Origin of the sequence: Mycobacterium sp. E1386, assembly GCF_001672745.1 — a bacterium.
Lineage (GTDB): Bacteria > Actinomycetota > Actinomycetes > Mycobacteriales > Mycobacteriaceae > Mycobacterium.
In genome coordinates this window covers 26,228-38,130 of sequence record NZ_LZKH01000195.1, presented here as the reverse complement: position 1 = coordinate 38,130, position 11,903 = coordinate 26,228, and the positions used below count along the sequence as shown (strand labels likewise).

The window sequence follows — 11,903 nt, the reverse complement described above, 5'->3', positions numbered from 1 at the left end:
CCTCGAATTCGGAGCCGGAGGAGACCAGTGTGCGGTTCATGCGGTCACCGTACGACGGCCGGCGCCGCCCCGCGACGGGTTTTCCGTTCGGATTCAGACCCGTTGCGCGACAGGGACGTTCGGCGGTTACTAGTCGAGGTAGTCGCGCAACACCTGGGAACGGCTGGGGTGGCGCAGCTTTGACATCGTCTTGGACTCGATCTGACGGATGCGCTCGCGGGTGACGCCGTAGACCTGGCCGATCTCGTCGAGGGTGCGGGGCTGGCCGTCGGTGAGGCCGAAGCGCAGCCGTACTACGCCGGCTTCGCGCTCCGACAGCGTCTCCAGCACCGACTGCAACTGGTCTTGCAGCAGGGTGAACGACACCGCGTCGACGGCCACCACGGCCTCGCTGTCCTCGATGAAGTCACCCAGCTGGCTGTCGCCCTCGTCGCCGATGGTCTGGTCCAGCGAGATCGGCTCACGGGCGTATTGCTGGATCTCCAGCACCTTTTCGGGCGTGATGTCCATTTCCTTGGCCAGCTCTTCGGGCGTGGGCTCGCGGCCCAGGTCCTGCAACAGCTCGCGCTGGATGCGGCCCAGCTTGTTGATCACCTCGACCATGTGCACCGGGATGCGGATGGTGCGGGCCTGATCGGCCATGGCGCGGGTGATGGCCTGCCGGATCCACCACGTCGCGTAGGTGGAGAACTTGTAGCCCTTGGTGTAGTCGAACTTCTCGACCGCGCGGATCAGGCCCAGGTTGCCTTCCTGAATGAGGTCGAGGAACGCCATCCCGCGGCCGGTGTACCGCTTGGCCAGCGACACCACGAGGCGCAGGTTGGCTTCCAGCAGATGATTTTTCGCGCGGTCCCCATCGCGGCAGATCCACATCATGTCGCGGCGCTGAGCGGCGGGCAGCTTGTCGCCGCGCTCGGCCATCTCGGCCATCAGCTGCGTGGCGTACAGGCCGGCTTCGATCCGCTTCGCCAGCTCGACCTCTTCCTCGGCGTTGAGCAGCGCCACCTTGCCGATCTGCTTGAGGTACGCGCGAACCGAGTCCGCGGATGCGGTGAGTTCGGCGTCCTTGCGTGCCTGGCGCAGCGCCTCGGACTCGTCTTCGTCCCAGACGAAATCGCCGGAGGCCTTGTCCTTTTCGGAGGGCTCGGCGATCTCTTCGTCGTCATCGGCGGGAGCCGCCGCGGCGGCGGCGGCCGGGGCGGCCGCCTCCTCCTCGCTGTCATCGGGTGGGTCGACGTCGGCGTCCTCGGTGTCGACGTCTGCCGCCGCCACGTCGTCGTCCTCCAGGTCGTCCAGGCTCAGGTCGGCGGCGTCGATCTCGAGGTCTTCGCCGGGCTCGGCGTCGAGCTCCGCGTCGTCGAGGTCCTCGACGGCCTCCAGCTCGACGTCGGAATCGGCCGGCGCGCCCTTGGCCGCTTTGGTCCCGCGGCCCGAAGGCGCCTTGGCGGCGCGGGTCTTCTTCGTGTCGGCAGCGGCCCCGTCCTCGGCCGCGCGTGCCGGCGCCTTGGCTGCGCGCTTCGCGGGCGCGGAGCCATGAGCGGCCTTGGCCGCCGATCGCTTAGCGGGGGACGACGGAGACTTCGTGGCGGTCCGTTTCACCGGCGCTTCGGTTGCCGGGCTTGCCTTGGTCGCTGCCACTTACACCCCTTCGTTTGGACTCACCTTCGGTGGGTATTGGGCATGGTTAACCGAAAGTGTCTGCTATGTCGATGTCGGCGTTGGATCAGCGTGGGTCTTTGCACGCTATCGTTCGGGCGGTCGCCGATGACCATTGTAACGACAGTGAGCGGTCCAACGGCTCTGCCGGGCGAAAATCAGTGCGTCACGTCGGAGGTGGAGGCCATGGCCGCGCCGACGATCCCGGCGGTGTTGAGCAGCGCCGCGGCCACCACCGGGGTGCGATTTTCCAGCAGCGGTAGCCACTTGTCGGCCTTGCGGCTGATGCCGCCACCGGCGATGAACAGGTCCGGCCACACCGCGTTCTCGATGGCCACCAGCACCCGGGTGACCTGCTTGGTCCACTTTTCGTAGCTCCACCCGTTCTTCTCTTTGACCGACGACGCCGCGCGCTGCTCGGCTTCTTTGCCGCCGACCTCGAGATGCCCGAACTCGGTGTTGGGTATCAGGACGCCGTTGTGGATCACCGCGGAGCCGATTCCGGTGCCGAACGTCAGCAACACGACCAGACCGGACTGATTTCTGCCCGCGCCGTAATGCTCCTCGGCCAGCCCCGCGGCATCGGCGTCGTTGAGCACCGTGACGTCCTGGCCGTCCAACTCCGCGCTGATGATGTCGCGCGCGTTGCTGCCGATCCACGATTTGTCGACGTTGGCAGCCGTCTGGACGACACCATGGGTGACCACCCCGGGATAGGTCACCCCGAGCGGGCCGGTCCAGCCGAACGCGTTGACCACCTCGGCGATGGTCTTGGCAACCGCCGGCGGCGTTGCCGGCTGCGGGGTCAACAGCTTGATCCGCTCGCCGATGAGCTGCCCGGTGTCCATGTCGACGATGCCGCCCTTGATGCCGCTGCCGCCGACGTCGATGCCGAATCCCCGACGCTGTGGGGTCCCGACGGCGGTGCCGGTGCCGGGCGTATCCGTGGTCGAGTCGGTGCTGGTCATCGAAGCTCCTGGACGTGGCTGAGGCTGTCCGCCCACCTTAGCCCGGTGGCGGTGCGCCGACGGGGCATCTGCGGGGCCGTGCCGCCTGTGATGCGATAGACCGGTGACCCGAGGAGATGACGAGCCCGCCCGGTTGCGCACGGTGGCCGAATCACTGGCCACCGAGGCCGCCGCGTTCGTGCGGCGGCGCCGCGCCGAGGTATTCGGCGCGTCCGCGGCGGGCTCGAAACATTCGGGCACCGGCGCGGTCCGGTCGAAGAGCACCCCCACCGATCCGGTGACCGTCGTCGACACGGAGACCGAACGCCTGTTGCGGGACCGGCTGGCCGAATTACGGCCCGGCGACCCGATTCTCGGCGAGGAGGGCGGCGGCCCGGCCGACCCGGCCGGTGCCCCCGCGGGCGCGGTCACTTGGGTCCTCGATCCCATCGACGGCACGGTGAACTTCGTCTACGGCATCCCGGCGTACGCGGTGTCGGTCGGCGTGCAAGTCGAGGGCATGTCGGTGGCGGGCGCGGTCGCCGACGTCGTCGCGGGCCGGGTGTACTCGGCCGCCATCGGTCTGGGCGCGCATGTCGTCGACGATCAGGGGGTGCGGCCGCTGCGGTGCGCCACGGTCGACGATTTGTCGATGGCGCTGCTGGGCACGGGCTTCGGGTACTCGCGGCAGCGGCGGGCGACGCAGGCGGCGCTGTTGGCGCGGCTGCTGCCCGTGGTCCGCGACGTCCGCCGGATCGGTTCGGCGGCACTGGATCTGTGCATGGTCGCGGCGGGCCGGCTCGACGCGTTCTACGAGCACGGCCTGCAGCCGTGGGATTGCGCCGCCGGTGCGCTGATCGCGGCCGAGGCGGGGGCGCGGGTTTCCTTGCCCGCGAACGACATTGAAGGCGCCGGGCTGGTGTTGGCCGCCGCGCCGGGAATCGCCGACGCGCTGCTGGCCGCCCTGGACGAAATCGACGGCCTGGACCCGATCCTCGATTGAGGCCGCGCTCAGCAGCTGCTGGCGTGAATCTTCGTGAGCAGCGCGGGGTCTGACGGCTCGGTGGCGCCGGGGCGCAGCGTGGCCAGCACGGCATCGATGTCGTCGTTGTGGGCCAGGGCGGTGAAGTCCGTACCCAACGCCAGGTCGACTGAGTCGTCGGCGCGACTGTCGTTGAACAACTCCATGCACGGCGCCACCAACCAGACCGCCGCCGCGGTAGCCTGCCCGGCCGTACCGAAGCGGATCTGGCCCTGGCAGGTCAGCCGCGTGCCGGCATACAGGGGATCGTTAGCGGCCGTCGGCTGGGCAAACCCGAGGTCCTTCAGGGCGCCTGAGACGTCACCGGCCTGCCCGCCCCGCCCGCTGGCGTTGAGCACGCGGACCTTGGTGTCGCTGAGTTTGGCGGGTGTGACGTCCATCATCGCGCTTCGCGACACCTGCTCACCAAGCTGCGCCGGCGCCCCCGATCCGGCCCCTTTCGGCGGCGGGTTGCACACCGCGACCTCGTGCACCTTCGCCGGCCGGGTCAGCGCGATCGTCCACACCACGGCCGTCACCACCACGAGGAAAACGACCACGACGATGGCGGGGCGGGGATTGCGTCGCCGGAAGGGCCGACCGTGCTTGTCGAAAGCGGTACCCTCGGTGATTTGTGCGACCACAGGTGCACTCTAGTCGCACCCTAAACGCACTGTTCAAAGGCGAACGCAAGGGCCAAGATGGGTGTGTGACGTAAATCACACATAACCGGACCGCTATCCGGGCACGAATCATTTGGTGGATGCGTTCGACGCTGGTACAAAGCGATGCCTGATAAACGAGGCATGAAGAGGCAACAGGGCAGGGGAAACAGATATGCCTACCGACTACGACGCTCCACGGCGCACCGAGACCGACGATGTCTCGGAAGATTCGCTGGAGGAGCTCAAAGCCCGACGCAACGAGGCGGCCTCGGCCGTGGTGGACGTCGACGAATCCGAAACCGCTGAGTCTTTCGAGCTGCCCGGCGCCGACCTGTCCGGGGAAGAGTTGTCGGTGCGCGTCATTCCGAAGCAGGCCGACGAGTTCACCTGCTCGAGCTGTTTTTTGGTGCAACACCGCAGCCGGCTGGCCAGCGAGAAGAACGGCCTGATGATCTGTACCGACTGCGCGGCCTGAGCGGGTTTCGGGATCAGCTGCGCAATGCCGACAGCACCCGCTCGGGGTGGCGGCAACTCACCAGCCAGTACGGCGTCGGGTCGTCCGGGTCGTCGAGGACGACCAGGATCATCGGCCCGATCCACGCCCGATGCAACACGTAAGCCGCCGGGTCGAGTTGGCGGCCCAGGGCCGCGGATTTGGCCGACGGGGCGACCGCGGCGGATCGGGCGATCACGGTGACCGGCAGATGCGCCTCGCCGGCCCACAATTCGACCCCACCCGGCACGTTCGGGTCGGCGGTCACCCGGATCTCGACCCGGCCCAGCCACAACAGGCCTCCGGCCGCCACCGCGAAAAGCGTTGCGTACGGCAGCCAGGAAGGCCGGGGGGCGACGCCCATGTTGACTTCGAAGGCGATCAGCCCCGCCAGCCCTAAGGCGAGCGGCCACCACCACCATGGCACCCACAGTCGTTCGCGATATCGCACACTGTGCGGCGCGACGCGCGTACCGGACACGCAGTCAAGGGTAATCTGTGGCCCCGTGTCGACCAGTCTCGCCATCGTCCGTCTTGATCCCGGGCTTCCACTGCCCACGCGCGCTCACCAAGGCGACGCCGGCGTGGACCTCTACAGCGCGGAAGATCTCAAGCTGGAACCCGGGCGACGCGCCCTGGTCCGCACGGGCGTGGCCGTCGCGATCCCGTTCGGGATGGTCGGGTTGGTGCACCCGCGTTCGGGATTGGCGTCGCGCGTGGGGCTTTCGATCGTCAACAGTCCGGGGACCATCGACGCGGGCTATCGCGGCGAGATCAAGGTCGCGCTGATCAACCTCGATCCCGCGAAGCCCATCGTGGTGCACCGTGGCGACCGCATCGCCCAGCTGCTCGTGCAGCGGGTCGAACTGGTCGAGCTGGTCGAGGTGTCGTCGTTCGACGAGGCCGGGCTGGCCGACACATCCCGTGGCGACGGTGGCCACGGTTCCTCCGGCGGACATGCGAGTTTGTGATGGCACTTAACAGAAGCAATGACGACCGCGACGAGCCGGTCGACGCGGCACCCGCCGCCGACCCGATCGACGAGGAGTTCGACGAAGAACTCGAGGGCCCGTTCGACATCGACGATTTCGAGGACCCGTCGGTCGCCGAGGTAGCGCGCCTGGACCTCGGCTCGGTGCTCATTCCGATGCCGGAGGCGGGCCAGCTGCAGGTCGAACTGACCGAGACCGGCGTTCCCAGCGCCGTGTGGGTCGTCACGCCCAACGGCCGCTTCACCATCGCGGCCTACGCGGCACCGAAGACGGGCGGCCTGTGGCGTGAAGTGGCCGGCGAACTCGCGGATTCGCTGCGCAAGGACTCGGCCAAAGTCAGCATCAAGGACGGCCCCTGGGGCCGCGAGGTGGTCGGCTCCGCCTCCGGTGCGGTGCGCTTCATCGGGGTCGACGGCTACCGCTGGATGATCCGCTGCGTGATCAACGGCCCCCACGAGACCATGGAAGCCCTCGAGCAGGAGGCGCGGGCGGCGTTGGCGGACACCGTGGTTCGCCGCGGTGACACACCGCTTCCGGTGCGCACGCCGTTGACCGTGCAGCTGCCCGAGCCGATGGCGCAGCAATTGCGGGAAGCCGCGGCCGCCCAGCAGGCCGAGGCGCAACAGGCCCAGCAACAAGACGACGCGCAGGAGGGGGCCAACCAGCCGGCGGCCCGCCGCAGCGTCGACGGCTCGGCCATGCAGCAGCTGCGCACCACCACCGGCGGCTGAACCGAAACCGCTAGCTCAGCTCGGCGAGAGCGGCCAGGCACGCCGCGCCCAACGCGGCGGGGTCCGAGCCGATATGGTCGAGCGTGACCGTCCGCAGCGCCGCCCGCGGCGCGGCCTCAACCCATTCCACACCGACCTGCAGTGGGTGGATGGGATCGTCGACGGCGGACGCGACAGCCAGTGGCACGGCCAGCCGGGCCAGCTCGGCGTGGTTGGGTGCCACGTGGCCGGCGGCTTCGTCCATGGCGTCGGGCAGTTGTGGCCACTGGGCGCGCCACGAGCGCGCCAGCTCGTCGGCCAGCCACGGCGGGCTGGACGCCCGCATCTGGTTGGTCGTCGCCTCCAGTCCGTCAGCGCGGAGCTGCGCTGCCGTATGCCGCGCCGCAAGGGCCGCGGGCGCCGTTTCGGGTTCCCCGGCCCAGGCCGGCAGCGCGGCCAGGACGGCGACCGTCCGGGCCGGGTGCGCCAGTGCCCAGGCGACCGCGACCGCCGCGCCGATCGAGACGCCGCCGACGGCTATCGGGCCCGTGCGCGCGGCGGCGTCCAACGCGGACACGTAGCCGTCGATCAGCCGATCCGGGTTGGGCGGCGGGGTCACCAGAACGGCGCCGGCCTCGCGCAGTGGGCCCGAAAACGCCCGGCGAACGTAGTCGTCGTCGGACCCCGTGCCGGGCAGCAAGACGGTCGTCACACCCCGCAGATCGACAGCCATCCCCTGATATTGCCCCGGCGTTCATCTGCGCCCAACATCGGTGTTTGAGTCGGTTGGCGCGTGGGAACCAACAGGTCTACGGTGTCCGTTGGCATAAATGGAAGCGCCAAGGCTTATCGGCATTGTCAGGAGGGGCCATGGGGGCCCAAGGATATCTGCGCCGGCTCACCCGCCGCTTGACGGAGGCACCGGAGCAACGCGACTCGGAGGAGTTGTCCGACGAGGTCGCACTTACCGGCGCGCAACGAGTCATCGACTGCGAGCGCGGCCAAGAGGTCACGATGGTCGGCACGCTGCGAAGCGTGGAATGTAACGGCAAGGCCTGTGCGGGCGGTGTCCGCGCCGAGCTGTTCGACGGCACCGACACCGTCACTTTGGTCTGGTTGGGGCAGCGCCGGATACCCGGCATCGACTCGGGCCGCAAGCTGCGGGTGCGCGGCCGGCTGGGCAAGCTGGAGAACGGAACCAAGGCCATCTACAACCCGCACTACGAAATTCAGCGGTGACCCAACCCGACGATTTGGGGTCGAGTTCGGGACCCCACGAGTCGGGCGCTGCTGAGCGCGCGACCGTCAACCGCGTCACGGCCGAACGTCTACTGCGCCAGGCGGGCGGGGTCAGCGGCGTCATCTATTCATCGCTGCCCGTTGTGATCTTCGTCATTGCGTCGAGCCTGTCAGGCTTGTTGGCGGCCATCGTCTCCGCGTTGAGCGCGGCCGCGCTGGTCTTGGTGTGGCGCCTGATCCGTCGCGATTCAGTACAGCCGGCCCTCTCGGGATTTTTCGGCGTGGCGATCTGCGCGCTCATCGCCTACATCGTGGGGGAGTCCAAGGGCTACTTCCTGCTGGGCATTTGGATGTCGCTGGTGTGGGCGGTGGTCGTCGCGGCGTCGGTCGTCATGCGGCGGCCGCTGGTCGGCTACGTGTGGACCTGGGCCACCGGGCGGGGCCACGGCTGGCGCGATGTTCCGCGCGCCGTCCACGCGTTCGACCTCGCCTCGGTCTGCTGGGTGCTGGTGTTCGCCGCGCGGTTCGTGGTCCAGGGTCTGCTCTACAACGCCGACCAGACCGGCTGGCTGGCCGTCGCGCGCATCGCGATGGGGTGGCCGCTGACCGTGGCGGCCGCGCTCGCGACGTACCTGGCGATCAAGTCCGCGCAGCGTTCCATGCTCGCGGTCGGCGACTAGCCGTCGAGCGGCGGGCCGTCCGGCAGCAGGAGCTTGCGCAGGTCCTCTTCGACCTCGGCGACCGCGACGAAGAGCAGTTCGTCGCCGCCCTCCAGCGGCTCGTCCGCCTCGGGCACGATGACCCGCGGACCGCGCAGGATCGTGACCAGCGAGGCGTCCCGGGGCAGTTGCAGGCGGCGCACCGGCTTGCCGCCCCAGGGCGTGTCGTCGGGCAGGGTGATCTCGACGAGGTTGGCCTGCCCGCGGCGGAATTCCATGAGCCGCACCAGATCACCGACCGCGACGGCCTCTTCGATGAGCGAGGCGAGCATGCGCGGCGTGGACACCGCCACGTCCACGCCCCAGGCGTCGGTGAACAGCCACTCGTTGCGGGGATCGTTGACCCGGGCCACGACCCGGGGCACCGCGAACTCGGTCTTGGCCAGCAGGCTGAGCACGACGTTGGCCTTGTCGTCGCCGGTCGCGGCGACCACCACGTCGAAGTCCTGCAGATGCACCGATTCCAGCAGGCTCAGCTCGCAGGCGTCGCCGAGCCGCCAGTGCGCGGCGGGGATGGCGTCGACGTCGACGTGATCGGGGTTGCGCTCGATGAGCGTCACGTCGTGGCCGTTGCCGATGAGTTCGCGACTGACGGAGCGGCCGACCGCGCCGGCCCCGGCGACAGCTACCTTCATGTTCGCCGCTCCTTAACCGAGGTCTTCACTGGGGGGCATGGCCGCGATGGCGATCGCCTCGGCGGCGCGCCCGGAGATCGCGGCGACGTAGACCTGATCGCCGGCCTGGATGACGGATTTCGGTTCCGGCAATACGCCTGCACCGAACCGGATCAGGAACGCCACGCGGGCGCCGGTGGCCTGCTCGAGATCGGTGACGCGCTGCCCGATCCACTCCTCGTGCAGGACGACCTCGGCGACAACCACCGTGCCGGTCGGGTCCCGCCATTTCGCGGTCTCGGTGTCGCGCAGCAGCGCGTTCAGCAGGCGATCGGTGGTCCAGGGCACGGTGGCGATGGTGGGGATGCCGAGGCGTTCGTAGACCTCGGCCCGCTTGGCGTCGTAGATGCGGGCGACGACGCGCTTGACGCCGAAGGTCTCCCGGGCCAGCCGCGCCGAGATGATGTTCGAGTTATCCCCGGACGACACGGCGGCGAACGCGTCCGCCTCCTCGATGCCGGCCCGCAGCAATACGTCCCGGTCGAACCCCTGCCCCAACACCCGCTCCCCGGCGTACTCGGGGCTGAGCCGGTTGAACGCGGTGCTGTCGCGGTCGATGACCGCGACGTCGTGGCCGATCCGCGATAGCCCGTCGGCCACGGAGGAACCGACGCGGCCACAGCCCATCACCACTACTCGCACTTTCCGATCCTCTCGGCCGCGTCCTGCGCCCCGATCGGCAACCCACGTCGGCCAGCCGATTTCGGGTCGGCAAACATTCTCGCCTACGAAGCTACCGCCAAACCCTTGTGGGCTTACTCTTGGCTCTCGTGTCCAAACTTTCAACCGCAGCGCGTCGGTTGCTAATTGGCCGGCCGTTTCGCAGCGACCGGCTGAGTCACACCCTGCTGCCCAAGCGGATCGCCTTGCCGGTGTTCGCCTCCGACGCGTTGTCATCGGTGGCGTACGCGCCCGAAGAGGTCTTCCTGATGCTCTCGGTGGCCGGCCTGTCCGCGTACGCGTTGACGCCCTGGATCGGTCTCGCCGTGGCCGCGGTGATGTTGGTCGTGGTGGCCAGCTACCGGCAGAACGTGCACGCCTACCCGTCGGGCGGGGGCGACTTCGAGGTGGTCACCACCAACCTCGGTGACACCGCAGGCCTGGTGGTCGCGAGCGCCCTGATGGTGGATTACGTTCTGACCGTTGCCGTTTCGACGGCGTCGGCGATGTCTAACATCGGCTCCGCCATCCCGCTGGTGGCCCAGCACAAGGTGTGGTTCTGCGTGGCCGCGATCCTGCTGGTGATGGCGTTGAACCTGCGCGGCATCCGGGAGTCCGGGGTGGCGTTCGCCATTCCGACCTACGCGTTCATCATCGGCGTCTTCATCATGATCGGCTGGGGCCTGTTCCGGATCTTCGTGCTGGGCAACCCGCTGCGCGCGGAGTCGGCCGGCTTCCAGATGCACGCCGAGCACGGCCAGGTCGTCGGCTTCGCACTGGCATTCCTGGTGGCGCGGTCCTTCTCCTCGGGCTGCGCGGCCCTGACCGGCGTGGAGGCCATCAGCAATGGCGTCCCGGCTTTCGAGAAGCCCAAGTCGCGCAACGCGGCGACGACGTTGCTGATGCTGGGGGCGATCGCGGTGGCCCTGCTGATGGGCATCATCGTGCTGGCCCAGCAGATCCGCGTCCAGCTGGTCGAGGATCCCGCCACGCAACTGGCCGGCGCCCCGCCGGGCTACTACCAGAAAACCCTGGTCACCCAGCTGGCGGAAACGGTGTTCGGCAGCTTCCACATCGGCTTCCTGCTGATCGCCACGGTGACCGCGCTCATCCTGGTGCTGGCAGCCAACACCGCGTTCAACGGCTTCCCGGTGCTCGGCTCGGTGCTGGCGCAGCACAGTTACCTGCCGCGCCAACTGCACACCCGCGGGGACCGGTTGGCGTTCTCCAACGGGATCCTGTTCCTGTCCGGTGCGGCGCTGCTGGCGATCATCGCGTTCCGCGCCGAGGTCACCGCCCTGATCCAGCTGTACATCGTGGGCGTGTTCATTTCGTTCACCCTGAGCCAGATCGGCATGGTGCGGCACTGGACTCGATTGCTGCGCACCGAGACCGATCCGCGGGCGCGGCGCAAGATGATGCGCTCCCGGGTCGTCAATACCGTCGGATTGCTCTCCACCGGCGCGGTTTTGTTGGTCGTCCTGGTGACGAAGTTCGTCGCCGGCGCGTGGATCGCGCTTTTCGCCATGGGCTTGCTGTTCGGGATGATGAAGATGATCCACCGCCACTACGGCACCGTCAGCCGGGAACTGGAGGAGCAGGCCGCCGCCCAGCACGACGTGGTGTTGCCCAGCCGCAATCACGCGCTGGTGCTGGTGTCCAAGCTGCATCTCCCGACGCTGCGCGCGCTGGCCTACGCCAGGGCGACGCGCCCCGATGCGCTCGAGGCGCTCACGGTCAGCGTGGACGACGGGGAAACCCGCGAGTTGGTGCACCAGTGGGAGGAAAGCGACATCAGCGTGCCGCTGAAGGTCATCGCCTCGCCGTATCGCGAAATCACCCGGCCCATACTGGATTACGTCAAGCGCGTCAGCAAGGAATCGCCGCGCACCGTCGTCACCGTGTTCATTCCCGAATACGTGGTGGGCCATTGGTGGGAGCAGGTGTTGCACAACCAGAGCGCGCTGCGGCTCAAGGGCCGGCTGTTGTTCATGCCCAACGTGATGGTGACTTCTGTTCCGTGGCAACTGAATTCGTCGGAACGGCTGCAGACGCTGCAGCACCACGTGGCCCCGGGGGACACTCGTCGGGGAATCTTCGATTGACCCGCGAATCCCCCCGCGCACC

The 11,903-nt window shown here is 68.5% G+C and carries 14 protein-coding genes; 7 read left to right on the top strand and 7 right to left on the bottom strand.

The features are described 5' to 3' along the window. Positions 1-129 precede the first annotated feature (129 nt). On the bottom strand, positions 130-1,638 hold the full coding sequence (locus A5709_RS19870) for an RNA polymerase sigma factor (RefSeq protein ID WP_082974291.1): 1,509 nt from the start codon (positions 1,636-1,638) through the stop codon (positions 130-132). A 176-nt stretch (positions 1,639-1,814) separates the two neighbouring features. Continuing rightward, positions 1,815-2,624, bottom strand: a complete 810-nt coding sequence (gene ppgK, locus A5709_RS19865; protein WP_067949930.1) for a polyphosphate--glucose phosphotransferase — start codon at positions 2,622-2,624, stop codon at positions 1,815-1,817. A gap of 103 nt (positions 2,625-2,727) precedes the next feature. Here ppgK and A5709_RS19860 point away from each other — a divergent pair, with 103 nt between their 5' ends. After that, complete coding sequence (locus A5709_RS19860; protein WP_068121855.1) at positions 2,728-3,606, top strand: inositol monophosphatase family protein; 879 nt, start codon at positions 2,728-2,730, stop codon at positions 3,604-3,606. An 8-nt stretch (positions 3,607-3,614) separates the two neighbouring features. On the opposite strand, the gene cei is transcribed toward A5709_RS19860, so the two are convergent. After that, on the bottom strand, positions 3,615-4,268 hold the full coding sequence (cei, locus tag A5709_RS19855; protein ID WP_066950310.1) for an envelope integrity protein Cei: 654 nt from the start codon (positions 4,266-4,268) through the stop codon (positions 3,615-3,617). 193 nt (positions 4,269-4,461) lie between these two features. On the opposite strand from cei, the gene A5709_RS19850 reads away from it, so the two are divergent. Further along, positions 4,462-4,764 (top strand): DUF4193 domain-containing protein, encoded by a 303-nt coding sequence (locus A5709_RS19850; RefSeq protein WP_007171590.1) that lies wholly within the window; start codon positions 4,462-4,464, stop codon positions 4,762-4,764. 13 nt (positions 4,765-4,777) lie between these two features. On the opposite strand, the gene A5709_RS19845 is transcribed toward A5709_RS19850, so the two are convergent. Further along, positions 4,778-5,263, bottom strand: coding sequence for a DUF3093 domain-containing protein (locus tag A5709_RS19845; RefSeq protein WP_067944296.1), 486 nt, complete (start codon positions 5,261-5,263; stop codon positions 4,778-4,780). A 25-nt stretch (positions 5,264-5,288) separates the two neighbouring features. Here A5709_RS19845 and dut point away from each other — a divergent pair, with 25 nt between their 5' ends. Then, positions 5,289-5,753: a dUTP diphosphatase gene (gene dut / locus A5709_RS19840; RefSeq protein WP_068121852.1), complete on the top strand. Its 465-nt coding sequence runs from the start codon at positions 5,289-5,291 to the stop codon at positions 5,751-5,753. Continuing rightward, positions 5,753-6,505: a DUF3710 domain-containing protein gene (locus A5709_RS19835; protein WP_068121850.1), complete on the top strand. Its 753-nt coding sequence runs from the start codon at positions 5,753-5,755 to the stop codon at positions 6,503-6,505. The genes dut and A5709_RS19835 overlap by 1 nt, the downstream gene beginning before the upstream one ends. A gap of 10 nt (positions 6,506-6,515) precedes the next feature. Here A5709_RS19835 and A5709_RS19830 read toward each other — a convergent pair whose 3' ends face one another. Next, positions 6,516-7,217: an alpha/beta fold hydrolase gene (locus tag A5709_RS19830; RefSeq protein WP_068121847.1), complete on the bottom strand. Its 702-nt coding sequence runs from the start codon at positions 7,215-7,217 to the stop codon at positions 6,516-6,518. Positions 7,218-7,354: 137 nt separating this feature from the next. Here A5709_RS19830 and A5709_RS19825 point away from each other — a divergent pair, with 137 nt between their 5' ends. Together A5709_RS19825 and A5709_RS19820 are read left to right on the top strand one after the other, a co-directional pair. Then, on the top strand, positions 7,355-7,723 hold the full coding sequence (locus A5709_RS19825; RefSeq protein WP_067949493.1) for an OB-fold nucleic acid binding domain-containing protein: 369 nt from the start codon (positions 7,355-7,357) through the stop codon (positions 7,721-7,723). Positions 7,724-7,737: 14 nt separating this feature from the next. Continuing rightward, positions 7,738-8,403: a DUF3159 domain-containing protein gene (locus A5709_RS19820; protein WP_068121858.1), complete on the top strand. Its 666-nt coding sequence runs from the start codon at positions 7,738-7,740 to the stop codon at positions 8,401-8,403. On the opposite strand, the gene A5709_RS19815 is transcribed toward A5709_RS19820, so the two are convergent. Both A5709_RS19815 and A5709_RS19810 read right to left on the bottom strand, forming a co-directional pair. Then, on the bottom strand, positions 8,400-9,077 hold the full coding sequence (locus A5709_RS19815) for a TrkA family potassium uptake protein (RefSeq protein ID WP_068011671.1): 678 nt from the start codon (positions 9,075-9,077) through the stop codon (positions 8,400-8,402). The genes A5709_RS19820 and A5709_RS19815 overlap by 4 nt on opposite strands. Positions 9,078-9,089: 12 nt before the next feature. Continuing rightward, positions 9,090-9,758: a TrkA family potassium uptake protein gene (locus A5709_RS19810; protein WP_156673364.1), complete on the bottom strand. Its 669-nt coding sequence runs from the start codon at positions 9,756-9,758 to the stop codon at positions 9,090-9,092. A gap of 128 nt (positions 9,759-9,886) precedes the next feature. Between A5709_RS19810 and A5709_RS19805 the strand changes: the two genes are divergently transcribed. After that, on the top strand, positions 9,887-11,881 hold the full coding sequence (locus A5709_RS19805) for an APC family permease (RefSeq protein WP_067949499.1): 1,995 nt from the start codon (positions 9,887-9,889) through the stop codon (positions 11,879-11,881). Positions 11,882-11,903: the final 22 nt, after the last annotated feature.